Here is a 24,723-nt window from a genome sequence, read left to right as displayed (position 1 = left end):
CTGCGTTGACTGGCTGCCAGCCAACTATACTCAACGCATCCCGGACGGCTCCGTACGGAGTGGGCCGGGCTGCCGCCTGCTCTGGGCGACGCGGGGGATCGTCCAGAGTGGGCGTGCTTTCTCCCCGATGGTGGCCTTGGGCTACCGGTCGGCGGTGTCGGTGCCCCGGCCCACCAGGTCCAGGACCGGTCGCAGCGCGTTCGGGCGCTCGGCCGCCGGCAGATGATCCACGAAGTGCACCCCGCAGCCCAGCGCCGCCGCCCCGCCGTCCGCCCGCCGGTTGTCCCCCACCATCAGCGTCGCCCGCGGATCGACTCCGAGCGCTTCGCAGGCCACCGTGAACAGCCGCGGGTCAGGCTTCTGCACCCCGTGCTCGTACGACAGCACGTACACGTCGACGAACGGGTCCAGGCCGTGTTCCCGGAACACCGGCCGCAGATCCCAGCCGATGTTGCTGACCACGCCCACTTTCGCGCCGCGCTCGCGCAGCCCGCTCAGCACCTCGTGGGCGTCCGGGTACGGAGCCCAGGCCGCCGGCGTCATGTGCCGGTCGTACAGCGCGTCGTGCAGGCCCGGCTCGGGCAGCGGCACCTGGTGGGACAGGCCGGTGTACGCGGCCCGGTGCGACGCGGCGCTCTCGTCCCGCACCCCCCACACTCGCGCCAGCTCGTCGGGCACCCGCACGGGATCCGCGCCGCCCGGCAGCGCGCCGGCCGTCTCCAGCGCCCGCGCCGCCTCGGCGACCTCCGCCTCGGGCAGCACCAGACCCGCTTGGTCCAGCACGGCACGCAACCACGACTCGGTGGACTCGACCCGGAAGAGGGTCCCGGAGAAGTCGAACAGAACGGCAGTCATGGGGCGATCCTAAAATCCCGGTGGATCTTGCGGGGGCGTGTTCCCTACGACAGGTTCCATACGAGCGGGAGATCGCCATCGCAGAACACGCAGACGAACACCCCCTCACGCACCACGTTGATCTCCCGGCAGCGCTCGCAGCGCCGGAACACCAGTGCATGGGTGAACCCGTCGGGCCGTCCTACGCCCGCCCGGTCCAGGGCGGCGGCGACCGCCGGCCAGCAGTCGGGATCGGGGCAGTAGCCGGTCGACTGGTTGCTGACCTCCCGGACCTCCCAGCCGCCCGGCCCGCGCCGGAACGCGATCTCGCCCGCGCCCAGGACGTCACCGCCGCCGGCACACGCCACGTGCTCGCTGCGGCGGGGCGCCAGCCGCAGCAGTCCGTCCGGCCCGACGACGTACGTGTACGGCTCACCGTCCCCCGTCGCGTGCGCGTCCAGGTCGGCGGCCTCCCGGATCACCCGGCCGCCGGCGCCGGGAACGACGGCCCGCCGGATCTCCTCGGGTCCCACATAGCCGTACCGCCGCCCCGGAACGCCGCTCACGGGCGCCAGCGCAGGTGGGCGGCGATCGCCAGGGCGACCAGCAGGGCGCCCAGGAGCCAGCCGCCGAGCACGTCCGAGGGCCAGTGCACGCCCAGCCAGACCCGGGTCAGACCGACGCCCACCACGGAGACCGCGGCCACCGTCACCGCCGTACGCCACAGGGCGAAGCCGACTCCGTGGCGGTGGAGCAGCCACAGGAGGAGGCCGCACATCACCGTGGCGGTCAGGGCGTGGCCGGAGGGGTACGCCGCGTAGTGGGCGGAGTCGACGGGGTCGGGCCAGACCGGGCGCTCACGCCCGACCGCGGCCTTGAGGCCCTGCTGGACCAAGGTGCCCACGGCCGAGGTGGCGACCAGCCACGCCGCCGTCCACCAGTCCGCCAACCGCCACATCAGCCACACGGCCACCGCGGCCCCCAGCAGACGCATGGTCAACGGATCCCAGACCCAGTCCGTGAGGATGCGGCACAGCTGGGTGACGTCGGGGTCGGCGAGGGCCCAGCGGTGGGTGGTGCGCGCGATGTCCTCGTCGACGGAGAGCAGGGGGCGCCACTCGGCTGCCACCAGCACGAACAGCACCAGCGAGCCCAGGCCCAGGCCGAGGAGCACGGAGAGGCTGTGGGCCGTGCGTGGGGCCGGGGGGCGGGGCGGGGAGTCGACGGACACGTTGTGCATGCTGCGATCCTCGCCGACCCATGGGGTCGGAGGCCAACCCGGGGTGATCGATCAGGACGGTCCGGCGGAGGAGTGGAGGTTGACGTGGGGTGGCCGATCAGCGCCGGGACCATGGAGGGCGGAGGTCGACCGGGGGTGGCGGACCCGTGTGTCGACGCGTGAGGTCCGAGGCCGGAAGCCCGAGGCGGCCGATCCGCGTCGAGCCCTGGGGTGGGAGGTCGGGGGTGGCCGATCCGCGTCGACCTGGGGGAGCGGCCTCGACCCAGGGGATCCACATCGGTTCATGGGGCCGGCGGCCAGACGTCGCCGGGCTGCCGCCGCTGCGGGTCTCAGCCCAGTGCCCGCAGCCCCGGCACCAGGGTCACCAGTACCGGGATCACCGGTACCAGCGAGGCCGCCGCCGTCAGCCGCAGCCGACGGGCCGCCGTGAGCCGGTCCGGCGGGGTGAGCAGCCGGTTCACCCGCTGCGGGACATGCGCCTGCGGGGTGGGGGCGGGACCGAACATCCCCCGGTCCTCGTTGAGTTCGACCAGCGCCAGCGCGGTGGTGAGGCGGCCGAAGCGGCGGGAGGCCATGTCGTCGGCGGCCAGCTCGACCAGCCGGTGCATCTCGTCCTGGAACGCGGCGAACACCGGGACCTGCGGAAACCCGGTCGCCAGCGCGGACGAGGAGTGCAGCAGCCAGTCGTGCCGGGCCTGCGCGTGACCCTGCTCGTGCGCGAGTACGGCGTCCAGCTGACGCCCCTTCAGGCGCTGCAGCGCGGCCGTGGTGACGACCAGTTGGGGTGCCGTGCCCGGCAGCCACCAGGCGTCGGGCCGCTCGCCCTCCAGCACCACGAGCCGCCCGCTCGTCGCCGCCTCGCCCGGCAACAGCGGGGCCCGCAGCCGCAGTTCGGTCCGCCGCGACCGGCGTCGGGCCCTGGCCCGCACGATCTCCCGGACCAGCATCGCCCCGCTCCACAGCCCGCCGCACGCGAGCGCCACCGCGGTCGCCGCCGCCCAGGGGCCGGTCGGCCCCAGCGCGTAGGCCTCCACGACCGCCTGCGGAGCCGGCGCGAAGACATGGCCGCGCACCGCCTGCCAGGCCGACGCCGCGCTGAGCGTCATCGACAGGGCGCAGCACAGCAGGACCGCGGCCACCACGCACTGCCACGCCCACAGCGCGACCACCGGTTCACGGTCCGGCCAGTCCGCCCAGGCGATGAGCCGGGGCGCGGCCACGGCGGTCAGGGCGCCGAGCAACAGCAGGACCGCGGGGACCATCATGGGCAGCACCCTATGAGCGGCGCGCCGCTCAGGGGTACGCGTTGTCACGGCAAAGTGACGCAGACCACGGCCGGGCGGTGCCGAGTGCCTTCGCCGGACGGGTACTTGAGTATCGAATGAGCCACTTGGCGGATCACCTGGCGGATTGCTTGCGGATCACCTGGCGGATCACATGGTCAGCAGCATCGCCAGCATCCCGATCCCCATCGACAGTCGGCACACCCGCGCCAGCTCGGGCCGGTCGCTCCAGGCGACGGCGGACCCGCCCGCCCTCGGCACCGCCCCCGCCCCCGCTCCCGTACCCGGCGCCACCGGCAGCAGCCGGACCCCGGACACCAGGACGTACCCGGTGAAATACAGCAGCAGCACGCCCGTCAGCAGCGGGACGCCGCCGGTGTCGACGTGCCCGTGCGCGTGGGCCGGGGAGCCGGCCATGACCGCCGCCATGTAGACCATCGCCGAGGCCCCGACGAGATGGTGCAGATGGTGCGCGTGCGTGCGCGACGCCCACAGGGCCCGCAGCGCGGCCGCGCCGAACACCGCCGCGTAGGCCGGCCAGGCCCACGCGGGCGGGGTGAACACCGCGGCGGGCACGGCCATCGCGGCCATGCCGAAGCCCATGAGAGCCTCGCCGCCCGCGGCCCGGCGCTGTTCCTCGACATTGCTGCGCATCCGCAGCAGACAGTAGGCGCCGGTCGCCGCACACAGCGCGACCAGCAGCCAGCCGGGCGAAGCCGGTCCGTGCACGCGCACCTCCCCGCTCGACGTCGCGTCGGTCGAGGGATGCGATGCCCACGGCACGCGGCGCGCACGCAAGCGCAAGGGTGTACACGGGGAGCACTCGACGGAGCGCGGCAATCATCCCGAATTATTTCACAAGTAAAACACATGCTAAATTGATAGGCATGCCTGGATCCCGCCTCCCTCTCGCCGGCGTGCTGCGCCTCAATCGCCCGTCCGACATCTGGTTCAAGCCCGCCCTCAGCGTGGTCGCCGCCGTCGCCCCGCCGAACCTGCTCCTGCTGGCCCTCGGCCGGCTGGACCTGGCGATGTACACGATGGCCGGGTCCCTGTGCGCCCTGTACGCCCACAACCGCCCCTACGCGTCCCGCGCGCGGGTCCTGGCGTGGGTGGTGCTGGGCATGACCGGCGGTCTGGCCGTCGCCCTGGTCGCGGCCTCGCTCACCACGAACGCCGTCGTCCTCGTCACCGTCGGCGCCCTGCTGGCGGCCGTGCAGAAGGCGCTCTGCGACGCGACCCGGCTCGGCCCGCCCGCCAATGTCGTCCTCACCTTCATCAGCTCCGCCTCGCTCTTCGTGCCCCAGACCCTCGGGCAGGTCCCCGGCCATCTGGCACTGGCCCTCGCCGCGGGCGCCTGGGCCTGGCTCATCGGCATGGCGCCGGGCCTGCCGCGCCCGCACGGCCCGGAGCGCCGCGCCACCGCCCACGCGCTGACCCTGGCCGCCGGATACGCCGACCAGGCCGGGACGAGCGCGACGGGCGAGCCCCGAGCCCGCGCCGCCGCGGCCGCCGCCGTACACGCGGCCTGGCAGACGCTGCTGCCGGTCCGTGGCGAGGAGACGCGCCGCGCCCTGGAACGGCTCGTCGTCCGCGCCGAGGTGGCGCTCGCCGCACCCGCCGACACCGACCCGGCACGGCTGCGCGCCTGGGCCCGCGACCTGCGCGGAACCGGAGCGCTCCCGCGCCCCGACGATCCCGACCACCTCGTGGACGACGATCTCGTGGACGCTCTCGTGGACGGCGACGAACTCCTGGGCGCCGAGGCCGAACGGGCCGCCGGACAGCCCCCGTTGTGGCACCGGCTCGGCCCCCTCGCCCCCATCGCCGTACGCACCGCCCTGGGCTGCGCCCTAGCCGGATACGCCTCCCTCGCGCTGGGCATCGGCCGCCCGTACTGGGCCCTGGTCACGGCCGCGTCCCTCTACCAGGCGAACCTCACCCTCACCTGGAACCGTGCCGTCCAGCGGGTCGTCGGCAATCTCGCGGGCGTCCTCGCCTTCGCCGCGCTCGTCCCGCTCGCCCATGTCCACCGGGCGGCGCTCGTGCTGGTCTGCCTCGCGCTGAACTTCGGTGCGGAGGCGCTGATCAGCCGCAACTACTGGCTCGGCAGCGTCTGCGTGACCCCGATGGCGCTGCTCATCACCGAGTTCGCCCAGTACCAGGACTCGGGCCGGCTGATCACCGAACGGGTCGTGGACACCCTCGTGGGCGCCGCGGTCGGTTTCGTCGCCGCGGTCGCCGTGACCAACCGCCGCGCCGGGGACCGTCTCGGAACCGCGCTGACGGCCGTCGAAAGCGCCCGCGACCACGCCGCGCACCTCCTGACGGAGCCGCGCCCCGCCCCCACCGCCCTGGAGTCCGCCCGCCGGCGCCTCGCCGCCGCCCTGGTCGACCTGCGTACCACCGCCGACGCCGCCTCCGGCGAGTGGTGGCAGCGTGTCCTCCCCGAGGAGCGGGTCGCCACGGCCGAACAGTCGGCACACCGTACGCTCGCCGCGACGGTACGACGCCAGGGACTCCACCTGGCCCGAAACACCCACGCGCGAGCGGAGGACGTACGGCGATGACGGCGACGCAGGGACCACCGGCGGCCGGAGACGAGGCGAACGACAGCGCCCCCGCCACCACGGGGGAGTCACAGGGGCGGTCCGCGGCGCGGGGGACGCACCAGGGTGAACCGGCGGCGGGGCAGGGGCCGGCGCAGGACGACGCGGGTGGTGTCCCGCACGGACCGGCCGACCCCTCGCCCGCCTCACCCCGGCCGCCGGAGGGCGAGGAGGCGCCGCACGGCCTCGCCCCGACCCGTGGCGCCCAGCCCGGTCCGCCCCGGTCCGACGCCCCCGCCCGGAGTGACACGGTCGCCGGTGTCGTACGGCAGTGGCGGGTCGTCCGGCCCGATCTGGACACCGGGCCGATGGAGATCATCGGGCGGGTCAACCGCTGTGCCGCCCTCCTTCAGCAGGCCGAGGACGCGCCGCTGCGACGGGCCGGGCTGAGCCGCCCCGAATTCGACCTGCTCGGCGCGCTCCGGCGGACCGGGCACGAGCTGACCCCCGGTGAGCTGGCCCGAGAGACCTTCTCCTCCGGGGCCGCCGTCACCAAACGGCTCAAGCAGCTCACCGAACGCGGCCTGGTGGAGCGCCGCGGCGACTCCCGTGACCGCCGCGTCTCCCACCTCCGGCTCACGGACGCCGGCCGGGACCTCGTCGACGGCATCCTGCCCGAGCAGCTCGCCTACGAGAGCGCCGTACTCTCCGCTCTGGACGGCGACCGGCAGGGCGAACTCGCCGACCTGTTGGGGGAGTTGCTGAGCCGGCTGGAAGGGCAGATGCGGGCGCTGCGGCCCTGACCGCCGGCACGCGGGCCGTTGCCGCACGGACCGTTGACGCCGACCGGCGGTCCTCTCTACGTTCGAGCGGGTCGATTCGATCGATCGACCGCCGCTCGACATGTCGAACGACCAACGTCTTCCTGCGCGTCGACGGCGCACACCCCCAGGAACTGCTGCTGCCCCTCGGCTCCCAGTGGGCCGTTTGGGCCCGCACCGACACCCGGATCGACCTCACCGCCGGACACCACACGCTCACCCTGGCCGCCCGCGACCCCGAACTCGGCGCCACCCGGGGCGATGCCGTCGTCGACCGCCTCGAACTGGCCCTCTACCCCGGCACCGACGCGGTGTACGACGCCGAACTCGCCGTCCTCGGCGCCGGCGCCCGAGTCGACCGGGGCGCCGTCGTGCTCCCGCCGGGCGGCACGGTCACCTTCTGGGTGCACGCGGCCGCCGACGGCGAGGCGAGCGTGACGGTCGGCCGACCCGGCCCGGGGAAGGGAAGGTGACCGTCAACGACGAGGAGGCCGGCGACCTTCGGGAGGGTGCCGTACCTCTCTTCCTGTCCGGGGGCGTCAACAAGCTGACGATCACCGGGACTTCGGAGTCGCTGGTCGTGGACCGGCTGCGAATCGGGCCCTCACGCGGACAGTTGCCGACCGCCACCCACCCGGCCGAGGAAGGCGTCCTGACGGGCACCGCGCGCGTCACCGGCGCCCACCCGTACGCCACCGGCGGCAAGGCGGTCACCGGGGTCGGCGCCGGACCCGCGAACGCGCTCACCCTCGCCGTGACCGCCGAACGCGACGGCCGCCACGCCCTCACCATCCGCTCCTCCGACGGCGAACAGGCGCCCGCCACCCACTACAACCCCGACCCCGTCTGCCGCCACGCCGACCTCTCCGTCAACGGCGGCGCCCCACGGCGCGTGCTGTTCCCCACCACCTTCCACTTCAACAACTTCGCCCAGCTGTCCGTGCCCGTCACCCTGAACCGGGGCATCAACACGCTCACCTTCACCGCCGACACCCTCCCGGACTTCGACGGCGTCACCCGCGCCACCCACTGTCAGCGCTCCGCGTACGCCCCCGTGCTGGACCGGGTGACCGTGACGCCGCTCGTCTGACGGCGGGCGGTCACCCCTCGTCGCCCGCCCGGTACACGCCGAACACCGCGCCCTGCGGATCGCGCAGCACGGCGATCCGCGGGCCGTCCGGCACGGAGGTGGGCTCCATGAGCACGGTTCCGCCCGCCTCCACCGCCGTTTGCGCGCCGGCGTCGACGTCGGTCACCGCGAAGTACGGCAGCCAGTGCGGCGGCACCTCCGGCGGGAACTTCTCGTCCATCCTGATCATCCCGCCGAAGTCCGCGCCGCCGACGCCCCACTGGATGTAGTTCTCCGACGGGCGGACGGTCCAGCCGAACACCGTCGTGTAGAAGGCCTCCGCCCGTTCGGGATCGCGGGTCATCAGCTCCACCCAGCCCAGCGAGCCCGGCGCGTTGAACAGCCCCGCGCCGGGGAAGGTACGCGCCTGCCACAGCTGGAACGAGGCGCCGCCCGGATCGACGGCGACCACGAAACGGCCCACGTCGAACACGTCCATCGGCCCCACCATCACCTTGCCGCCGGCCTCGGCCACCAGCCGGGCGCTCACATCGGCGTCCGACACCGCGAACGACACGCTCCAGGCACACGGCTGCGCCTCCTGGTACAGGGGGGTCAGCGCGGCGACGGCCGCCTCGCCGAGGTGCGCCACCGTGTATCCGCCGGCCTCCTGCCGCGGATCCTGCTCCGCACGCCAGCCGAACAGCTCCGCGTAGAACCGCTTCGCGGCCTCCAGATCACTGGTCCCCAGCTCCACCCAGCAGGGTCCGCCGGGCACGGGCGCGTCGAGCTTCATGGCGTTCCTTCCGGTTTTCCGCCCCGGTCTCCCGAAATAGAACCCCCTCCAGCACGCTATGCCCCACCTCGCCCTCCGGCATCCCCTGACCACGACGGGGTGCGGCGCGGTGGTCAGGCCGGAGCGCGGGCGGGGCGCCGGGCCGCGGGCACGGCTTGCGAGATCGGGTGCGGACGCTGCCGACCCGCTTGCTGGGGCGGGTACGGCGCTGCGGTGACCGGTGGGGAGACGGCGGCGCGGCACTACGGTCCGTGGGGTGGTGCGTCCCGGTCCCCAGCGGGGTTGCACCCCCCGACCCCACCCCCCTCAAACCCCCGGCCGGTATCGGATCGGATGGTCCGGTGGTACCTCCACCAGGACGATCGGTGTGCCGTCCGGGTCCTCGATCCACATTTCGACCAGGCCCCACGGTTCCTTCATCGGAGGCCGCACGATCCCGACCCCCTTCGCCCGTAGTTCCTCCTGCGCCGCCGTCATGTCCGCGACCTGGAGCCAGAGGCGTACGGCGGGGTCGGGCGGTGTCTCGGATCGGCGGCCGGAGACCTCCAGGAAGCCTCCGCCGAGGAAGTAGACGACGCCGCGCTCCGGCCCCGTACCGAACTCGCGGTAGACGGCCAGGCCCAGTTGCTCGCCGTAGAAGCGGCGGGAACGCTCGGGGTCGGTGGGGCGGAGCAGGGTCCTGCTGCTGAGTACGTGCACCATGCACCCGGAGCCTAGGCCCTACCGGGAAGGGCATTACGCTCGTCCGTGCCGAGCCGCGCCCAGAGATCGGAGAGCCACCCCATGGACACCGCTGCCACCGCTGCCACCGCTTCCACCGATGACACCGCTGCCACCGATGCCACCGGACTCATCTTCCGCGACGCCACCGACGCCGACGTGGACACGCTGGTCGCGCTCGTGGAGTCGGCGTACCGAGGGGACGCCAGCCGGGTCGGCTGGACCACCGAGGCGGACATCCTGGAGGGACAGCGGACCGACCCCGAGGGGGTGCGGGAGGTCATCAAGTCACCCGACAGCCGGCTGCTGGTCGTAGAGCGGGACGGCCGTACAGTCGCCTGCTGCCAGCTCGAACACCGCGGCGACCACGCGTACTTCGGCATGTTCGCGGTCAGCCCCACGCTCCAGGGCGCCGGGCTCGGCAAGACCGTCATCGCGGAGGCCGAGCGGCAGGCCCGCGCGACCTGGGGCGTCTCCGAGATGCACATGACGGTGATCTCCGTACGCGACGACCTCATCGCCTGGTACGAACGCCGCGGCTACCGCCGTACGGGCCGGATGACCCCTTTCCCGTACGGCGACGACCGCTTCGGCATCCCGCAGCGCGCCGACCTCCGGTTCGAGCTGCTGGTCAAGCCGCTGGGCTGACTGGTCAAGCTGCTGCACTGACTGATCGCTGCTGCACTGACTGATCAAGCCGCTGGAGGCGAGCCGGGTCAGCCCCCGGCGCGGGCCGCGCGGGCCAGTTCCGGATAGTCGGTGGTGGCGCCGTCCAGCTCCAGGGTGCGGACGAGACGCAGCTGGTCCTGGGTGTTCACCACCCAGCCGATGATCCTCAGGTCCCGCTTCCGCGCCTCCTCGACGATCTCCAGGGTGAGCCGGCGCAGGTTCAGGCACACGGTCGCGGCACCGGCGTCCACGGCGCGGTCCACGATGTCGAGGCCGTACCGGCTGCCGATCAGCGCCGTGCGCACCCCGGGCACCAGCCGGGCCATCTCGGCGACGGCCGCGTCGTGGAACGAGGACACCTCGACCCGCTCCGTCAGCTCCCGCTCCCGGATCACCTCGGCGAGCGCCCGCGCCGCCTGGACGTCCTTGATCTCGGCCTGGAGCGGCAGCGTCACAGCGTCCAGGACCTCCTCGAACACCGGCACCCGCTCACCGCGCCCTGCGTCCAGCGCGCGCAGTTCCTCGAGCGTGTGGTCCGCGATGGAACCGCTCCCATCGGTCGTCCGGTCCACGTCGGGATCGTGCATGACCACCAGTGCGCCGTCTCCGCTCAGGTGCAGATCGAGTTCGATCACATCGAGACCGGCCTGCTCGGCGGCGACGAAGGAGCGCAGGGTGTTCTCGGGCTCGACACCCATGACTCCGCGGTGACCGATGGTGAGGAGGTTCAAGACGGGACTCGTTTCCGTCGACGGCGTGGCTGGAGAAGCTCGCAGCCTAGCCGCCGCCGAGTGGCCATGGACACGTGTAGCCCGCCGATCCGTGGGCAGCCGGTAGCGGAAGCGCTCGCTCCTGCGATGTCCAACAGGAAAAAGTGCGGTGAAGTTGCGGGCACGCAGGATAATTTCCCGGGGTCCCACTTGCTGGAGGAAACCCCGTATGTATACGGTCTCCATACGCGAGGTTCTCCCGTGGAGGATGGGACATGACGGAAATTCTTGTGCAGGCGGCTATGGGGGAGAGCGTTCCTCCGGGGACCAGGGTGGTGGAGCACCCGGCCTGGCCGGTGCTCAAGGATGCCGTGGAGCGGATCCGCCCCTGGCAGTCCAACGACGGGGCGATCGACTTCACGGCCGACGGCGCGCCGGAGCGTGCGGAGGCCGAGCAGGCCGTCCGCCGGGTGACCGAGGCCGTCGAGGAGCTGTCCCCGCTGCTCCCGCACGACGCGGCCTACCACCGGGCCCTGGTCGCGGACCTGCGCGCCTGGGCCGACGGCGGCTTCGAGGTGCCGGACTTCCTCGACTCGCTGCTGGCCTTCCAGCCCGCAGCCGACCGCCGTGACGGCCTCCAGCATCTGGTCGTCTTCCCCATGTACACGCAGAACGGCAACCCCGACCGCAACCTCGAGGCGGTCGTGCTGCGCATGGTGTGGCCGGAGTGGCTGGCCGAGCTGGAGCGCACCCGCTACGACAACCCGCTGTTCTGCGGGATCACCTTCGAGGACTTCACGGCCGGGTACGACACCAACTCCGCCGTGCTCTTCCCGGAGACCATCGCCGTCCGTGAGGCGCCGGAACGTTTCTCCTGGGGTGGCATCTTCTGCGACCGCGAGGCCGCCCGCTTCCGCCGGGTCACCGACGCGGCCGTCGACATCCTGGGCATGGAGCTGCCCGAGGACATCGCGACCATGGTCCACGACCAGAAGCGCTGCGAGGAGGCCTTCGTCCTGTGGGACATGGTCCACGACCGCACCCACAGCCACGGCGACCTGCCCTTCGACCCGTTCATGATCAAGCAGCGCCAGCCGTTCTGGATGTACGGCCTGGAGGAGCTGCGCTGCGACCTCACCGCCTTCAAGGAGGCCGTGAAGCTGGAGGCCGACGGCGTCCCGCAGGCCCGTGACGTGCAGTACGCGGTGCTCTTCGACCGGATGTTCCGCTTCCCGGTCACCGGCGAGCGCGTCCGCAACTACGACGGCCTCGGCGGCCAGCTGCTCTTCGCCTACCTGCACAAGCACGACGTCGTCCGCTGGACCGACAACAAGCTGATCATCGACTGGGAGCGCGCCCCGCAGGTCACCAACCAGCTCTGCGCCGACATCGAGACGCTGTACCGCGACGGCATCGACCGTCCGAAGCTGGTCCACTGGTTCGCCGGCTACGAGCTGGTCTCGACCTACCTTTCCCCGCACCCGGGCTCCAAGTGGGCCAAGGGCCCGGACGCCCTCGACCTGTCCCTGCCGCCGCGCAAGCTCGTCGATGACGTGCTTGCGGACGAGTTTCCGCTGAGCATGTTCTATGAGGCACTGTCCAAGAAGCTGAAGAACGTGATCGCCTCCACCAAGGGCATCACGGCCTACAGCGCCGAGAGGGTCGCCGCGTGAGCGACCGTACGAACACCGCTCAGCAGGAGGCAAGGATGGGGAACGGGGCTCTCAACGGTGCGGTGATCGCGGTGGCCGGCGCGGGCGGACCCGCCGGCCGGGCGGCACTGCTCAGGCTCGCCGAGGCCGGCGCGACCGTCGTCGGCGCGGACAACGACCCCGAGCGCCTGGCGGAGGCCGTCGACGCGGCCCGCTACGGGGCCGGGGGCGCCACGGTCACCGGTGAACCGGTCGACCTGCTCGACCTGGACTCGACCCGTGACTGGGCCAACCGCGTGGAGAAGGACTTCGGCCGGATCGACGGCCTGGTCCACCTCGTCGGCGGCTGGCGGGGCAGCGAGACGTTCGTGAAGACCAGCCTGGACGACTGGGACTTCCTGGAGCTGCTGCTCGTCAAGACCGTGCAGCACACCTCGCTCGCCTTCTTCGACGGCCTCCAGCGCAGCGAGCGCGGCCGGTACGTGCTGATCAGCGCCGCCGGCGCCTCGAACCCCACCGCGGGCAACGCCGCGTACGCCGCCGCCAAGGCCGCCGCCGAGGCCTGGATCCTCGCGCTCGCCGACGCCTTCCACAAGGCTGGCGGCGGCGACGGCCAGACCTCCGCGGCTGCGATCCTGGTGGTGAAGGCGTTGGTGCACGACGCGATGCGTGCCGATCGCCCCAACGCGAAGTTCGCGGGCTTCACGGACGTCAAGGACCTGGCCGAGGCCATCGCCGGAGTCTGGGAGAAGCCCGCCACCGAAGTGAACGGACAGCGTCTGTGGCTCACCGAGAAGCCGTGAACCCCCCGAAGACCGACGCGCGTCGCCACCACGACCCGGAGGTCCGCGGTTTCGCCAGCGACAACTACGCCGGGGCCCACCCGGAGGTGATGGCCGCCCTGGCCCTGGCCAACGGCGGCCACCAGGTCGCGTACGGCGAGGACGACTACACCGAGAACCTCCAGCGGATCGTCCGCGGCCACTTCGGTCCTACGGCGGAGGCGTTCCCGGTCTTCAACGGCACCGGCGCCAACGTCGTCGCGCTCCAGGCGGTCACCGACCGCTGGGGCGCGGTGATCTGCGCCGAGAGCGCCCACATCAACGTGGACGAGGGCGGCGCGCCCGAGCGCATGGGCGGCCTGAAGCTGCTCACCGTGCCCACGCCGGACGGCAAGCTCACCCCCGAGCTGATCGACCGGCAGGCCTGGGGCTGGGACGACGAGCACCGCGCGATGCCGCAGGTCGTCTCGATCACCCAGAGCACGGAACTCGGCACCCTCTACACCCCGGACGAGATCCGCGCGATCTGCGACCATGCCCACGCGCACGGCATGAAGGTGCACCTGGACGGCTCTCGCATAGCCAACGCGGCCGCCTCCCTGAATGTCCCCATGCGGACGTTCACCAACGCGGTCGGCGTCGACATCCTCTCCCTGGGCGGCACGAAGAACGGTGCCCTCTTCGGCGAAGCGGTCGTCGTCATCAACCAGGACGCCGTCCGCCGCATGAAGCACCTGCGCAAGCTGTCCATGCAGCTCGCCTCCAAGATGCGGTTCGTCTCGGTGCAGCTGGAGGCGCTGCTGGCCAAGGACCTGTGGCTGCGCAACGCCCGGCACGCCAACGAGATGGCCCAGCGGCTCGCCGAGGGCGTGCGCGCGGTCCACGGTGTGGAGATCCTCTACCCGGTGCAGGCCAACGGCGTGTTCGCCAAGCTCCCGCACGAGGTGAGCGAGCGGCTGCAGAAGCGGTTCCGCTTCTACTTCTGGGACGAGGCGGCGGGCGTCGTGCGCTGGATGTGCGCGTTCGACACGACCGAGGACGACGTGGACACGTTCGTCGCGGCGGTCAAGGAGGAGATGGCGCGCCAGTAGTCCCACGCTGGACCCCTGCATAGATATGCGGTCACCCGAAAAATCATTGACGGCGGGTGATCGCGTTTCTATGCTCTGCGACCATGGAGCTGATCCAGGAGAACCCTGACCTGTCCGCCTACTTGGCCGCTGACGAGGTCATTGACCATCACCACCCGCTCGTCCGCGAAACGGCCGCGCGGCTGGCCAGGAACGCCACCGACTCGTATGCCTATGCGCGACTGGCCTTCGAGTTCGTGCGCGACACCATCCCGCATTCCCAGGACTCCGGCGATCCGCGGGTCACCTGGCGCGCCTCCGACGTCCTGGAGCAGGGCACGGGTATCTGCTACGCCAAGTCCCACGCGCTGGCCGCGCTGCTGCGGGCCGAGGACATCCCCACGGCGCTCTGCTACCAGAGGTTCGACATCGTGCACGGACTGGTCGCCGTACGGTTCAACGGCGCCTGGCACCGACAGGACCCACGCGGCAACAAGCCGGGCGTGGACGCCCGGTTCTCCCTGGACGGCGAGCGACTGGCCTTCCTGCCCGACCCCGAGGCGGGCGAACTGGACCACCCGCGCCTGTACGCCACCCCGCACCCGGCCGTCCTGAACGCGCTGAAGGCCGCCCGCGACCGCCCCCACCTCTGGGCCACTCTCCCCACCACCCTGCCCTGACGGCCCCGCCGCACCCCGGACAGGGGACCGGCCCGCGGGGCCCGGCGCGATGTGCCGTACCGCGTCGGCGGGGAGCGCCCCGTCGCAGACGGTGCGCACCAGCCTTCAGTCCTGGGCGTACGGCGCGGCGATCCAGCCGTCCAGGCCGAGCACCACCGCGGCCGTCACCGACGCGCGAGGCGCCCGGGGGCCGTACCGGTGCGCACCGGTACGGCGGAGGTCAGCGGGCCTCGGCCTCGCGCACCTGCTCCGGCGTCGGCGCCGTACCGCCCAGATGGGCCGGCATCCACCAGGTGTCGCCCGCGTCCTTGGGGCGGACCGGGTAGGCGCGCTGGGCGGCCTCCAGCAGCTCCTGGACACGCTCGCGCAGCTGACGGGTGATCGCGCCCGCGTACTTGTCGCGCGAAGCCTCGATCGCCTCGCCGACCCGGATGGTGATCGGGGTGTGGCTGCGCTTGAAGTTGCGCGGGTGGCCCTTCGTCCACAGCCGCTGCGTGCCCCACACGGCCATCGGGATCAGCGGGACGCCCGCCTCCTGCGCCATTCGGGCCGCGCCCGACTTGAAGCTCTTCAGCGTGAACGACTGCGAGATCGTCGCCTCGGGGAAGACCCCGACGATCTCGCCCGAACGCAGGGAGTCGAGCGCGTGCTGGTAGGCCTTCTCGCCCTGGTTGCGGTCCACCGGGATGTGCTTCATACCGCGCATCAGCGGGCCGGAGACCTTGTGGCGGAAGACGGACTCCTTCGCCATGAACCGAACGAGACGTTTCTGCGGGAGGGCCGCCAGGCCGTCGAAGATGAAGTCGAGGTAGCTGATGTGATTGCTCACCAGGACGGCACCGCCCGTGCGCGGGATGTTCTCCGACCCCTTGCAGTCGATCTTGAGGTCCCAGGCCTTGAACAAGGTCAGGGCGAGGCCGACGGCGGGACGGTAGACAAGCTCTGCCATGGGTGGGGCGGACCCTTCCTGCTCTGCCCGGGGAGGGACTCCGCCGGCAAAGTTACGCAGCCGTAGGTTTACGGCATCTCGCAGATCGTGCCCGAAGAACGGCTGAGGGGCCAGCCCTGGTGCCCCGCGGCGACGAGATCCTCGTCACTTCGTCCCCTTGATCCACCTCGGGCTTTTAAGTCGCCTTTACTCCGCGCGTACCGTTACCCGACGTACGAGCAGGTACATCTCGCATCCCAGGCAGTACCCGAAAGCGGCATTGAGGAAGGCGGCCGCGAGCGCCGCGCCGGTCGCGGCGAGCCCCAGCCACTGCGGCCCCAGCGCGAGGCCGGCCAGCCCCACGACCGCGAAGGCGAGGCCGACAGCCTGGGCGAACCGGGGCGGCTCCGGCGACTCGAAGGCGGTCGGCGGCCCGATCCGCGGCCGTACCGCCGTGCGGAACACCCATCCGTACGGTGAGCGCGCCACCCCGCCCGCCGCGCCGAGCGCGAACGCCAGCGTCTGCCAGGCCAGCAGCCAGGCACTGCCCGTGACCAGAACGACCGCGAGCACTACGGTCGTCACGGCGGCCCCGAAACGCGGGCCTCTCGCATCGATGTCCATGAATCAAGCATTCCGCAGAAGAAACGATTCTTGGGGTCGGGAATCTTTGCAGTCTCATGAACGCTGGAGCGGCTGATGAGCGGAGTGTGGGTGTGCGTGGCGGTGCTCGCCGTCGCGAGCGCCTTCGGGGTGCTGCAACGGCGGCGGAGCGGGAGAGTGCGGGTGCGCGGGCGCGACGACGGAAAGCGGCTCGACGCCGGCCGGCTCGGCGGCGAACTGGGGGAGCGGGCCACGCTCGTGCAGTTCTCCAGCGCCTTCTGCGCGCCCTGCCGGGCCACCCGACGGGTCCTCGGCGAGGTGGCCGGAATGGTCCCCGGCGTCGCCCACATCGAGATCGACGCCGAGGAGCATCTGGACCTCGTGCGCGAGCTGGAGATCCTCAAGACCCCCACCGTCCTGGTCCTCGACGCCGACGGCCGGGTGGTCCGGCGCGCCACCGGCCAGCCGCGCAGGGCCGACGTCATCGCGGCCCTGGGCGAGGCCGTGTGACGGGCCGTCGGGGGACGGTGAGGCATCTCCCAGATTCCGGGACGTACTTGACTGCGCCCGCCACCTATCGTCAGCCTGACCGTATGCCTCAGGAACTCCTTCTCCACGGACGGGTGCACATCGACCTCGCCCGTACCGCGAGCGCGCGCTGTCCGGGTGGCTGAGCACCTCCCGGACCGGCACCCCGTTTCCCGCAGAAGGACAACTCCATGACGGCCACGCCCGACCTCCGCACCCCTCAGCTCGCCTCCCCCGATCTCCTGCGCTCCGTCTTCCGGCGGCATGCGGCCGGAGTCGCCGTGATCACCGCGTCCGGTGAGGGCGGGCCGGTCGGCTTCACCGCCACCTCCCTCACCTCCGTCTCCGCCGAGCCCCCGATGCTCTCCTTCGGCATCGGCACGGGCGCCTCCAGCTGGCCCGCGATATCCGGGGCCGAGCACGTGGGCGTGCATCTGCTCGGCGAGCACCAGCGGGACCTGGCCGCCACCTTCGCCCGCAGCGGCGCCGACCGCTTCGGCGCCCCCACCGTCTGGCGGGAGGGGCCCGAGGGGGTGCCCGTCCTGGACGACGTGCTCGCCTGGCTGGTGTGCCGGGTCGTGACGCGGGTGCCGGCCGGGGATCACCGCATCGTGCTGGCCGAGGTCGTCCTGGGCGACCCCGCGGGAGCGGGCCGTCCGTTGCTCTACCACCAGGGGCGGTTCACCGCTCTGCGGGATTGATCACTGCCCGCTCTCCTGCGAAGCCGTCGAGTTCCGATTACGCTGCGTTGCAGACGTCACAGTTCAAAGCGCTTGCTTAGCGGGCAGGAACTGGGTGTACTGACGAGTAATATTTCGTTCGGAGCGCGGGCCGCCCCGATCGGGATCGGCCGCTTGTGGCGCCTATGCTGCCTGAAGAAAGGCAGCCGAGAACTGACGATGCAGTAGGAGAGCCGGCGTGAGCTTGAGGATCGTTGTCACTGTGAAGTACGTGCCCGACGCCACTGGCGACCGGCACTTCGCCGATGACCTGACCGTCGACCGGGACGACGTGGACGGTCTGCTCTCCGAGCTCGACGAGTACGCCGTCGAGCAGGCGCTGCAGATCTCCGAGAACTCCGACGACGACGTGGAGATCACCGTTCTGACGGTGGGCCCCGAGGACGCCAAGGACGCGCTCCGCAAGGCCCTGTCGATGGGCGCCGACAAGGCGATCCACGTCGAGGACGACGACCTGCACGGCACCGACGCCATCGGCACCTCCCTGGTGCTGGCCAAGGCCATCGAGAAGGCGGGCTACGACCTCGTCATCTCCGGCATGGCCTCCACCGACGGCACCGCCGGTGTGGTCCCCGCCCTGCTGGCCGAGCGCCTGGGCGTCCCGCAGGTCACCCTGCTGTCCGAGGTCTCCGTCGAGGACGGCACGGTCAAGGGCCGCCGGGACGGCGACGCCGCCTCCGAGCAGCTCGAGGCCTCCCTGCCGGCCGTCGTGTCGGTCACCGACCAGTCGGGCGAGGCGCGCTACCCGTCCTTCAAGGGCATCATGGCGGCCAAGAAGAAGCCGGTGCAGTCCTGGGACCTGTCCGACCTCGACATCGAGGCGGAGGAGGTCGGCCTGGAGGGTTCCTGGACCGCGGTCGACACCGCGGCCGAGCGCCCGGCCCGCACCGCCGGCACGATCGTCAAGGACGAGGGCGAGGGCGGCAAGCAGCTCGCCGAGTACCTCGCGAGCCAGAAGTTCATCTAAGGCTCGACACGCAGACCGCCCCTCAACTTCGTTTCGCAGGAGAGCAACCCCATGGCTGAAGTCCTCGTCTACGTCGACCACGTGGACGGTGCCGTCCGCAAGCCGACCCTCGAGCTGCTGACCCTCGCCCGCCGCATCGGCGAGCCCGTCGCCGTCGCGCTCGGCGCCGGTGCCGAGAACACCGCCGCCGCGCTCGCCGAGCACGGCGCCGTCAAGGTGCTGACGCACGACGCCTCCGAGTACGCCGACTACCTCGTCGTACCGAAGGTCGACGCGCTGCAGGCCGCCGTCGCCGCCGTCTCCCCGGCCGCCGTCCTGGTCCCGTCCTCCGCGGAGGGCAAGGAGATCGCCGCCCGTCTGGCGCTGCGCATCGGCTCCGGCATCATCACCGACGCCGTCGACCTCGAGGCCGGCGACGAGGGCCCGGTGGCCACCCAGTCGGTGTTCGCCGCGTCCTTCACCACCAAGTCCCGTGTCTCCAAGGGCACCCCGGTCATCACCGTCAAGCCCAACAGCGCGGCGGTCGAGGCCGCCCCGGCCGCCGGCGCGGTCGAGGCCCTCGCGGTGACCTTCTCCGCGCAGGCCACCGGCACCAAGGTCACCGGCCGCACGGCCCGTGAGTCGACCGGCCGTCCGGAGCTGACCGAGGCCGCGATCGTGGTCTCCGGCGGCCGTGGCGTCAACGGCGCGGAGAACTTCGCGATCATCGAGGCCCTCGCCGACTCCCTCGGCGCGGCCGTCGGCGCCTCCCGCGCCGCGGTGGACGCGGGCTGGTACCCGCACACCAACCAGGTCGGCCAGACCGGCAAGTCCGTCTCGCCGCAGCTCTACATCGCCAACGGCATCTCCGGCGCCATCCAGCACCGCGCCGGCATGCAGACCTCGAAGACCATCGTGGCCGTCAACAAGGACGCCGAGGCCCCGATCTTCGACCTGGTCGACTACGGCGTCGTCGGCGACCTGTTCGACGTCGTCCCGCAGCTCACCGAGGAGATCAACACCCGCAAGGGCTGATCGCCGCCAGGCTGTACGGCCCCCGTGACCGCACCGGTCACGGGGGCCTTTCGCTCGTTCAGCCCAGACTCACCGACGCCACCACCGGCAGATGGTCGCTCGGGTACTGCCCGTCCACGGCGAACGTGTCGGCCCACGACCGGTGCACCGTGACGCCCGGCGTCGCCAGGATCCAGTCGATCCGGTCCCCGTCGGGCCTCAGCGGCTTGTACCCGTGGAACGTCCCGTACGCCGGTCCGCGCCGCCGCGCCGTGTCCCAGGTGTCGACGAGACCGCAGGCCAGCAGCGTGTCGTAGGCCGTACTGGCGTGTGCGACGGCGTTGAAGTCGCCGGTCAGCAGGACCGGCAGGCCGGCGCCGAGGCCGCGGATCCGCTCGGCGATCAGGCCGGCGGCACGCGTGCGTGCGTACTCGCTGCGGTGGTCGAGGTGGGTGTTGAGGACGTGGAACTCCCGTCCCGCGTCGAGCCGGTCGCGGAAGCGGACCCGGGTGACCAGCCTGGGGAAGGCCCCACCCCAGGTGTTCGAGCCCGGCACGGTGGGAGTGTCGGAGAGCCGGAAGACGTCGTGCTCGACCGGGTCGAGCCGGCGGATGTCGTAGTAGACGGCCGTCGACTCCTCGTTGCCACTGCCGGGCGTGCCGATCCAGTCGTAGTGCGGCCCGAGGTCGGCCCAGACGTTCCGCAGCTGTTTGAACTGGCCCTCCTGGGTGCCGATGACATGCGGGGCCGACCGGTGTAACAGCGTGCGCATGACCGGACGGCGGACCGGCCAGGGGTCCTTGGCGGCGGGGACCCGCAGATTGAGGGTCATGACCTCCAACGGCGGTACCCGCCTGGTCCTCCTGCGCAGCGCGAGACTCTCGTTGCGGGCCTGGGACGCCCCGACCGTGCCGAGCAGCGGCACGGCGGCGATGCCCGCCACCAACGTTCTCAGCCCCGCCCGCCGGGTCGGCCCCGCACTGCCCGTCATGTGACCCCCTCGCCTCGTGAGCCAGGATGAAGGTGAGCACGGCTGTGCGGAAGGGGGTCAGGGTGCGTAAGTGATCACAGCGGCCCACGGCGTGGACAAGGTGTTGACCCGCCGGAAGGTCCATGGATAGCTTCATTCTACGGATTGTTGATTCCGTACAGCGGAAAACAGGAGGGTGTGGGATGGGTCAGGGCCAGCAGGAGACGGTCGCGACGAGCCTCGCGGGCGCCGTCAGCCAGGAGATCAGCGCCTCCCTCGCCCCGGTCGACGCCGAACTCGACCGCCTCTACCCCGGGGACCCCGGCACCCGCCAGCCCGTCCACACCGTCTACGTCCCCGGCGACGCCTTCGCCGCCGACACGATCCGCTCCTGGGGCGACCAGGCCCTCGCCGCCCTCGACGCGCACGCCCCCGACGCCTCCTCCTTCGCCGCCGTCCTCGGCCTCTCCGACGACCTCGCCGAGCCCGTGTACACGCGCGTGCGGGCAAAACTGGAGCGCGAGCCCATCGAGGACCTGCGCGTCGACTTCGAGGACGGCTACGGCCCCCGCCCGGACGCCGAGGAGGACGAGACCGCCGCCCGTGCGGCCCGGCTGGTCGCCGAGGCCTACGCGCACGGCACGGCGGCCCCGTACATGGGCATCCGGATGAAGTGCATGGAGGCGGCGGTGCGCGACCGGGGCATCCGCACCCTCGACATCTTCCTCACCGGCCTGATGGAGGCGGGCGGCCTGCCCGACGGCCTGGTGCTGACCCTGCCGAAGGTGACCTACCCCGAACAGGTCACCGCCATGGTCCGGCTTCTGGATGCCTTCGAGAAGGCACGCGGGCTGGACGCGGGGCGGCTCGGCTTCGAGATCCAGATCGAGACCAGCCAGGCCATCCTCGCCGCCGACGGCACCGCGACCGTCGCCCGGATGATCCAGGCGGCCGAGGGCCGCGCCACCGGCCTGCACTACGGCACCTTCGACTACAGCGCCTGCCTCGGCGTCTCCGCCGCCCACCAGGCCAGCGACCACCCGGCCGCCGACCACGCCAAGGCGGTCATGCAGGTCGCCGCGGCCGGCACCGGCGTACGTGTCTCGGACGGCTCCACGAACGTCCTGCCCGTGGGCCCGACCGAGAAGGTCCATGACGCCTGGCGGCTGCACTACGGCCTCACCCGGCGTGCCCTCGCCCGTGCCTACTACCAGGGCTGGGACATGCACCCCGGCCACATCCCCACCCGGTACGCGGCCGTCTTCGCCTTCTACCGTGAGGGCTTCGCGCAGGCCGCCGAGCGCCTGTCCCGGTACGCGAACCGGGCCGGCGGCGACGTGATGGACGAGCCGGCCACCGCCAAGGCCCTCGGCGGCTATCTGCTGCGCGGCCTGGACTGCGGCGCCCTCGACCTCGCCGAGGTGACCGGCGCGACCGGGCTGACCCGGGCTGCCCTGGAGGGCTTCGCGGCACCTCGGCGAGGCGATCTCACGGCCTCGGAGCAGTAGTCACGGCCCCGGCGGGCCGTCCGGGACCACTGCTCGGGGAAGCCGTCAGGGACTACTGCTCCGGGAACTCGTACGGGCGCGTGATGATCTCCATCCCGTGCCCGGCGGGGTCCATGAAGTACAGGCCGCGGCCGCCGTAGTGGTGGTTGATCTCCCCCGGCTGCCTGCCGTGCGGATCCGCGAAGTACGTGATCCCGGCCCGCGTGATCCGCTCGAAGGCGGCGTCGAACTCGTCGTCGGAGACGAGGAACGCGTAGTGCTGCATGACGATCGACTCCGCCGGGATGGTGGCGAAGTCCAGGGTGACTCCGTTGCTGGTGCCGACCGGGACGAACGGGCCCCACTCGGTCCCGACCTCGAGTCCGAGGATGTGGGCGAGGAATTCGGCGGACTCCCGGTTGTCACGGGAGTGGACGATGGTGTGATTCAGCTCGACTGACATGTGTGGAATGCCTCCGTAAGGCAAACTCACGGGCACCTCCATGCCTCACCCGGACGGTGACCGACACGCGATGCCGTGCCATGATCCTAACCACAACGCCGGTGTTCCAGCCCGGAGTTCGTCACCAGCTTCTCCTCCGCGAACAGTCGCGTACCCCGTGCGCAGAGCCCCGCGTCGGCCCGCGCGCGGGCCACGAACTCCTCCGGGGTCACCCCGAACAGGATCCGCAACGCCGGTGATCCCGCCAGGAGTTCGGCGATCAGCGGCCGCTGCCCGGGATGGCTGCGCGGGGCCCCGGTGCCGTTGTGCAGGACACCGTGGCGATTCACGTAAGAGAACACTTCGGGGAGCGTCTCCCCGTTCTCCAGCTCGACGCGGAACTCCGGGGCGGGCAGCAGGACCCGGTCGTAGTTCGGCTCCGTGGCGTCGACGACGGCGAGTTGCTCGTCGTCCAGCCAGATGACGAACAACTCGCGGGTGACACCCGGAGCTTCGACGGGCGAGGCGGACACGTACCCGAGAAGGCTGACGTGCGCGGAGACGCCGATGTCGATGCCGGTGACGCGGGCCTTCACCATCGGGACGGGTGAGCCGGCGCCCGGCGCGGCCATCTTGTGCCGCAGCTGGGCGGGGCTGGCGTTGGAGCCGACGGCCAGGACCGGGGTGCGGCCGGGATGGGTGAGACGGTCCAGCGGGAGCAGCAGATCCCCGTCGAGCAGCCCGGACTCCGCCGGCCAGGCGCCGGGGTAGGACAGCGGCTGGTCGCGGGGCGCGCCCGCCAGGCCCAGCGCCTCCAGGGTGCGGTGCTCATGACGCTCGTTCATCTCGTCCCCCGTCCGTTCGTCCCCAGTCCGTCCGGTGCGGTTAGCCCGCGTGGTTCGTCCCAGTCAGTCTGGTGCGGCTCGCCGGCGTGGTTCGTCCTAGTCAGTCCGGGGCGGTTCGCCCGCGTGGTCCGTCCCAGTCAGTCTGGTGCGGCTCGCCGGCGTGGTCCGTCCCAGTCCGTCCGGTGCGGCTCGCCCGCGTGGTCCGTCTCAGTCCGCCGGGGGCAGCTCGCCCGAGCCCCGGGTGATCAGCCGGGTCGGCAGCTCGATGCGCTCGGGGGTGACCGGGCCGCCCTCCAGCTGCCGGAACAGCCGCTCCGCCGCCGTACGGCCGAGGGCCGCCGCGTCCTGGGCGACCACGGTGACGGCCGGCTGGAGCAGATCGGCCAGCTCCAGGTCGTCGAAGCCCACCAGAGCGACCCGGCGCGTCTGCTCCGCGAGTACCCGGATCACGGTGACCGTCACCCGGTTGTTGCCGGAGAAGACGGCCGTGACCGGCTCCGGCCCGGCCAGCATCTCCTCGGCCGCGCGGCGTACCCGCCGCGGATCGGTGGCGCCCAGGGACATCCAGGCGTCCTCGACGGGTATCCCCGCGTCGTCCATGGCGGTCCGGTAGCCGCGCAGCCGCTCCGCCGCGGTGTGGATGCGCGGCATGTCGCCGATGAAGCCGATCCGGCGGTGCCCGTGCGCGATGAGATGGGCGACGCCCGCGCGGGCGCCGCCGTAGTTGTCCGACAGGACGCAGTCGGCGTCGATCCGGCCGGCCGGCCGGTCGACGAAGACCGTGGCCACGCCTGCCTTGATCTCCGGCTCCAGATAGCGGTGGTCGTCCCCGGCCGGGATCACCACGAGCCCGTCCACCCGGCGGGCGCACAGCGCCAGCGCCAGTTCCTGCTCGCGGTCCGGGTCCTCGGCGCTGGAGCCGTTGATGAGCAGCGTGCCGTGGGCGCGGGCGACCTCCTCCACCGCGCGGCTGAGGGCACCGTAGAACGGGTCGGCGAGGTCCTCCAGGACCAGGCCGATGCTCGCGGTGCGGCCCTTGCGCAGCACGCGCGCGCTGTCGTTGCGGCGGAAGCCGAGGGCCTCGATGGACTCCTGGACGCGCCGTTCGGTCTCGGGGGTGACGCCCGGTTCGCCGTTCACCACGCGCGAGACCGTCTTGAGTCCCACTCCGGCGCGGGCGGCGACGTCCTTCATGGTGGGACGGTTGCCGTAACGGCTGTCGGGGCGGCGGGGCGTCTCGGGCACGATGCGGTGTCCTGTTCCTGTCGTCCACGGGAGGCCGGCCACGCCTCTTCCACAGAATGTTGCGAGGGGGGGATGCGCGGGTCCCTGGGGTTGTATGAGG

Annotated in this window: 28 protein-coding genes; 14 read left to right on the top strand and 14 right to left on the bottom strand. The window is 72.0% G+C overall.

The genetic code is table 11. From position 1 onward, the window contains the following. Window positions 1-141: 141 nt before the first annotated feature. The 5 genes from ACZ6D7_RS31570 to ACZ6D7_RS31550 form a co-directional block, all read right to left on the bottom strand. Entirely contained in the window at window positions 142-855 is a 714-nt protein-coding gene (locus ACZ6D7_RS31570; protein ID WP_469498139.1) for an HAD family hydrolase, read from the bottom strand. Window positions 856-899: 44 nt separating this feature from the next. Further along, window positions 900-1,400: a hypothetical protein gene (locus ACZ6D7_RS31565; RefSeq protein WP_469498137.1), complete on the bottom strand. Its 501-nt coding sequence runs from the start codon at window positions 1,398-1,400 to the stop codon at window positions 900-902. Next, entirely contained in the window at window positions 1,397-2,074 is a 678-nt protein-coding gene (locus ACZ6D7_RS31560; RefSeq protein WP_469498134.1) for a phosphatase PAP2 family protein, read from the bottom strand. Before ACZ6D7_RS31560 ends, ACZ6D7_RS31565 begins: the two co-directional genes overlap by 4 nt. Window positions 2,075-2,403: 329 nt before the next feature. Continuing rightward, window positions 2,404-3,339, bottom strand: coding sequence for a M56 family metallopeptidase (locus tag ACZ6D7_RS31555; protein WP_469498131.1), 936 nt, complete (start codon window positions 3,337-3,339; stop codon window positions 2,404-2,406). A gap of 168 nt (window positions 3,340-3,507) precedes the next feature. Continuing rightward, the gene (locus tag ACZ6D7_RS31550; protein ID WP_469498127.1) at window positions 3,508-4,086 is read right to left on the bottom strand and encodes a DUF5134 domain-containing protein; all 579 of its coding nucleotides are present in this window, start codon (window positions 4,084-4,086) and stop codon (window positions 3,508-3,510) included. A 158-nt stretch (window positions 4,087-4,244) separates the two neighbouring features. On the opposite strand from ACZ6D7_RS31550, the gene ACZ6D7_RS31545 reads away from it, so the two are divergent. From ACZ6D7_RS31545 to ACZ6D7_RS31530, 4 genes are all read left to right on the top strand, one after another. Next, window positions 4,245-5,927: an FUSC family protein gene (locus ACZ6D7_RS31545; RefSeq protein WP_469498122.1), complete on the top strand. Its 1,683-nt coding sequence runs from the start codon at window positions 4,245-4,247 to the stop codon at window positions 5,925-5,927. After that, window positions 5,924-6,709, top strand: a complete 786-nt coding sequence (locus tag ACZ6D7_RS31540; protein WP_469498120.1) for a MarR family winged helix-turn-helix transcriptional regulator — start codon at window positions 5,924-5,926, stop codon at window positions 6,707-6,709. The genes ACZ6D7_RS31545 and ACZ6D7_RS31540 overlap by 4 nt, the downstream gene beginning before the upstream one ends. A gap of 329 nt (window positions 6,710-7,038) precedes the next feature. Then, window positions 7,039-7,200, top strand: coding sequence for a hypothetical protein (locus ACZ6D7_RS31535; RefSeq protein ID WP_469498117.1), 162 nt, complete (start codon window positions 7,039-7,041; stop codon window positions 7,198-7,200). After that, window positions 7,197-7,817 carry a hypothetical protein gene (locus tag ACZ6D7_RS31530; RefSeq protein ID WP_469498114.1) on the top strand — a complete coding sequence of 207 codons (621 nt, stop codon included), beginning with the start codon at window positions 7,197-7,199 and terminating at the stop codon, window positions 7,815-7,817. The genes ACZ6D7_RS31535 and ACZ6D7_RS31530 overlap by 4 nt, the downstream gene beginning before the upstream one ends. Window positions 7,818-7,827: 10 nt before the next feature. Here ACZ6D7_RS31530 and ACZ6D7_RS31525 read toward each other — a convergent pair whose 3' ends face one another. Then, a complete protein-coding gene (locus tag ACZ6D7_RS31525) occupies window positions 7,828-8,592 on the bottom strand; it encodes a VOC family protein (protein ID WP_469498111.1) in 765 nt (254 codons plus the stop codon). Between the two features lie 306 nt (window positions 8,593-8,898). Next, the gene (locus ACZ6D7_RS31520) at window positions 8,899-9,294 is read right to left on the bottom strand and encodes a VOC family protein (protein WP_469498108.1); all 396 of its coding nucleotides are present in this window, start codon (window positions 9,292-9,294) and stop codon (window positions 8,899-8,901) included. Between the two features lie 81 nt (window positions 9,295-9,375). On the opposite strand from ACZ6D7_RS31520, the gene ACZ6D7_RS31515 reads away from it, so the two are divergent. Next, a complete protein-coding gene (locus ACZ6D7_RS31515) occupies window positions 9,376-9,960 on the top strand; it encodes a GNAT family N-acetyltransferase (protein WP_469498105.1) in 585 nt (194 codons plus the stop codon). A gap of 68 nt (window positions 9,961-10,028) precedes the next feature. Here the strand turns inward: ACZ6D7_RS31515 and ACZ6D7_RS31510 are convergent, their stop codons facing one another. Beyond that, the gene (locus tag ACZ6D7_RS31510) at window positions 10,029-10,712 is read right to left on the bottom strand and encodes a glycerophosphodiester phosphodiesterase (protein WP_469498103.1); all 684 of its coding nucleotides are present in this window, start codon (window positions 10,710-10,712) and stop codon (window positions 10,029-10,031) included. Between the two features lie 254 nt (window positions 10,713-10,966). Between ACZ6D7_RS31510 and ACZ6D7_RS31505 the strand changes: the two genes are divergently transcribed. The 4 genes from ACZ6D7_RS31505 to ACZ6D7_RS31490 all read left to right on the top strand — a co-directional run bounded on the left by ACZ6D7_RS31505 (window position 10,967) and on the right by ACZ6D7_RS31490 (window position 14,875). Beyond that, on the top strand, window positions 10,967-12,364 hold the full coding sequence (locus ACZ6D7_RS31505; RefSeq protein ID WP_469498101.1) for a DUF6421 family protein: 1,398 nt from the start codon (window positions 10,967-10,969) through the stop codon (window positions 12,362-12,364). A 35-nt stretch (window positions 12,365-12,399) separates the two neighbouring features. After that, complete coding sequence (locus ACZ6D7_RS31500) at window positions 12,400-13,146, top strand: SDR family NAD(P)-dependent oxidoreductase (RefSeq protein WP_469498098.1); 747 nt, start codon at window positions 12,400-12,402, stop codon at window positions 13,144-13,146. After that, entirely contained in the window at window positions 13,143-14,216 is a 1,074-nt protein-coding gene (locus ACZ6D7_RS31495) for a threonine aldolase family protein (RefSeq protein WP_469498095.1), read from the top strand. The genes ACZ6D7_RS31500 and ACZ6D7_RS31495 overlap by 4 nt, the downstream gene beginning before the upstream one ends. Before the next feature lie 83 nt (window positions 14,217-14,299). Next, complete coding sequence (locus ACZ6D7_RS31490) at window positions 14,300-14,875, top strand: transglutaminase-like domain-containing protein (protein ID WP_469498092.1); 576 nt, start codon at window positions 14,300-14,302, stop codon at window positions 14,873-14,875. A 220-nt stretch (window positions 14,876-15,095) separates the two neighbouring features. Here ACZ6D7_RS31490 and ACZ6D7_RS31485 read toward each other — a convergent pair whose 3' ends face one another. Further along, window positions 15,096-15,824, bottom strand: coding sequence for a lysophospholipid acyltransferase family protein (locus ACZ6D7_RS31485; protein WP_469498090.1), 729 nt, complete (start codon window positions 15,822-15,824; stop codon window positions 15,096-15,098). Between the two features lie 186 nt (window positions 15,825-16,010). Then, window positions 16,011-16,427, bottom strand: a complete 417-nt coding sequence (locus ACZ6D7_RS31480; RefSeq protein ID WP_469498086.1) for a DUF4395 domain-containing protein — start codon at window positions 16,425-16,427, stop codon at window positions 16,011-16,013. 75 nt (window positions 16,428-16,502) lie between these two features. Here ACZ6D7_RS31480 and ACZ6D7_RS31475 point away from each other — a divergent pair, with 75 nt between their 5' ends. The 4 genes from ACZ6D7_RS31475 (at window position 16,503) to ACZ6D7_RS31460 (ending at window position 19,655) form a co-directional block, all read left to right on the top strand. Then, a complete protein-coding gene (locus tag ACZ6D7_RS31475) occupies window positions 16,503-16,916 on the top strand; it encodes a TlpA family protein disulfide reductase (protein WP_469498082.1) in 414 nt (137 codons plus the stop codon). 209 nt (window positions 16,917-17,125) lie between these two features. After that, window positions 17,126-17,635, top strand: a complete 510-nt coding sequence (locus ACZ6D7_RS31470) for a flavin reductase family protein (RefSeq protein ID WP_469498079.1) — start codon at window positions 17,126-17,128, stop codon at window positions 17,633-17,635. Between the two features lie 217 nt (window positions 17,636-17,852). Then, on the top strand, window positions 17,853-18,641 hold the full coding sequence (locus ACZ6D7_RS31465; RefSeq protein ID WP_469498075.1) for an electron transfer flavoprotein subunit beta/FixA family protein: 789 nt from the start codon (window positions 17,853-17,855) through the stop codon (window positions 18,639-18,641). A 51-nt stretch (window positions 18,642-18,692) separates the two neighbouring features. Next, on the top strand, window positions 18,693-19,655 hold the full coding sequence (locus ACZ6D7_RS31460) for an electron transfer flavoprotein subunit alpha/FixB family protein (RefSeq protein WP_469498072.1): 963 nt from the start codon (window positions 18,693-18,695) through the stop codon (window positions 19,653-19,655). A 58-nt stretch (window positions 19,656-19,713) separates the two neighbouring features. Here the strand turns inward: ACZ6D7_RS31460 and ACZ6D7_RS31455 are convergent, their stop codons facing one another. Further along, window positions 19,714-20,625: an endonuclease/exonuclease/phosphatase family protein gene (locus tag ACZ6D7_RS31455; protein WP_469498069.1), complete on the bottom strand. Its 912-nt coding sequence runs from the start codon at window positions 20,623-20,625 to the stop codon at window positions 19,714-19,716. A 182-nt stretch (window positions 20,626-20,807) separates the two neighbouring features. Between ACZ6D7_RS31455 and ACZ6D7_RS31450 the strand changes: the two genes are divergently transcribed. Further along, window positions 20,808-22,112 (top strand): DUF6986 family protein, encoded by a 1,305-nt coding sequence (locus ACZ6D7_RS31450; RefSeq protein WP_469498066.1) that lies wholly within the window; start codon window positions 20,808-20,810, stop codon window positions 22,110-22,112. Between the two features lie 52 nt (window positions 22,113-22,164). On the opposite strand, the gene ACZ6D7_RS31445 is transcribed toward ACZ6D7_RS31450, so the two are convergent. The 3 genes from ACZ6D7_RS31445 to ACZ6D7_RS31435 all read right to left on the bottom strand — a co-directional run bounded on the left by ACZ6D7_RS31445 (window position 22,165) and on the right by ACZ6D7_RS31435 (window position 24,623). Further along, a complete protein-coding gene (locus ACZ6D7_RS31445) occupies window positions 22,165-22,554 on the bottom strand; it encodes a VOC family protein (protein WP_469498063.1) in 390 nt (129 codons plus the stop codon). Window positions 22,555-22,640: 86 nt separating this feature from the next. After that, window positions 22,641-23,378: a hypothetical protein gene (locus ACZ6D7_RS31440; RefSeq protein WP_469498061.1), complete on the bottom strand. Its 738-nt coding sequence runs from the start codon at window positions 23,376-23,378 to the stop codon at window positions 22,641-22,643. Window positions 23,379-23,585: 207 nt separating this feature from the next. Continuing rightward, a complete protein-coding gene (locus tag ACZ6D7_RS31435; protein WP_469498058.1) occupies window positions 23,586-24,623 on the bottom strand; it encodes a LacI family DNA-binding transcriptional regulator in 1,038 nt (345 codons plus the stop codon). Between the last annotated feature and the right edge of the window lie 100 nt (window positions 24,624-24,723).

It is taken from the genome of Streptomyces sp. NPDC041784 (genome assembly GCF_055591025.1).
Note: the sequence above shows the minus strand (reverse complement) of the source record. Positions and strands in the feature narration are given on the sequence as shown.

Bases quoted from the DNA above. Each gene is read 5' to 3' on its own strand.
- ACZ6D7_RS31570 (WP_469498139.1), bottom strand. From the start codon at position 855: ATGACTGCCGTTCTGTTCGACTTCTCCGGGACCCTCTTCCGGGTCGAG.
- ACZ6D7_RS31560 (WP_469498134.1), bottom strand. From the start codon at position 2,074: ATGCACAACGTGTCCGTCGACTCCCCGCCCCGCCCCCCGGCCCCACGC.
- ACZ6D7_RS31555 (WP_469498131.1), bottom strand. From the start codon at position 3,339: ATGATGGTCCCCGCGGTCCTGCTGTTGCTCGGCGCCCTGACCGCCGTG.
- ACZ6D7_RS31545 (WP_469498122.1), top strand. From the start codon at position 4,245: ATGCCTGGATCCCGCCTCCCTCTCGCCGGCGTGCTGCGCCTCAATCGC.
- ACZ6D7_RS31540 (WP_469498120.1), top strand. From the start codon at position 5,924: ATGACGGCGACGCAGGGACCACCGGCGGCCGGAGACGAGGCGAACGAC.
- ACZ6D7_RS31525 (WP_469498111.1), bottom strand. From the start codon at position 8,592: ATGAAGCTCGACGCGCCCGTGCCCGGCGGACCCTGCTGGGTGGAGCTG.
- ACZ6D7_RS31520 (WP_469498108.1), bottom strand. From the start codon at position 9,294: ATGGTGCACGTACTCAGCAGCAGGACCCTGCTCCGCCCCACCGACCCC.
- ACZ6D7_RS31515 (WP_469498105.1), top strand. From the start codon at position 9,376: ATGGACACCGCTGCCACCGCTGCCACCGCTTCCACCGATGACACCGCT.
- ACZ6D7_RS31505 (WP_469498101.1), top strand. From the start codon at position 10,967: ATGACGGAAATTCTTGTGCAGGCGGCTATGGGGGAGAGCGTTCCTCCG.
- ACZ6D7_RS31500 (WP_469498098.1), top strand. From the start codon at position 12,400: ATGGGGAACGGGGCTCTCAACGGTGCGGTGATCGCGGTGGCCGGCGCG.
- ACZ6D7_RS31490 (WP_469498092.1), top strand. From the start codon at position 14,300: ATGGAGCTGATCCAGGAGAACCCTGACCTGTCCGCCTACTTGGCCGCT.
- ACZ6D7_RS31485 (WP_469498090.1), bottom strand. From the start codon at position 15,824: ATGGCAGAGCTTGTCTACCGTCCCGCCGTCGGCCTCGCCCTGACCTTG.
- ACZ6D7_RS31480 (WP_469498086.1), bottom strand. From the start codon at position 16,427: ATGGACATCGATGCGAGAGGCCCGCGTTTCGGGGCCGCCGTGACGACC.
- ACZ6D7_RS31475 (WP_469498082.1), top strand. From the start codon at position 16,503: ATGAGCGGAGTGTGGGTGTGCGTGGCGGTGCTCGCCGTCGCGAGCGCC.
- ACZ6D7_RS31470 (WP_469498079.1), top strand. From the start codon at position 17,126: ATGACGGCCACGCCCGACCTCCGCACCCCTCAGCTCGCCTCCCCCGAT.
- ACZ6D7_RS31460 (WP_469498072.1), top strand. From the start codon at position 18,693: ATGGCTGAAGTCCTCGTCTACGTCGACCACGTGGACGGTGCCGTCCGC.
- ACZ6D7_RS31455 (WP_469498069.1), bottom strand. From the start codon at position 20,625: ATGACGGGCAGTGCGGGGCCGACCCGGCGGGCGGGGCTGAGAACGTTG.
- ACZ6D7_RS31450 (WP_469498066.1), top strand. From the start codon at position 20,808: ATGGGTCAGGGCCAGCAGGAGACGGTCGCGACGAGCCTCGCGGGCGCC.
- ACZ6D7_RS31445 (WP_469498063.1), bottom strand. From the start codon at position 22,554: ATGTCAGTCGAGCTGAATCACACCATCGTCCACTCCCGTGACAACCGG.
- ACZ6D7_RS31440 (WP_469498061.1), bottom strand. From the start codon at position 23,378: ATGAACGAGCGTCATGAGCACCGCACCCTGGAGGCGCTGGGCCTGGCG.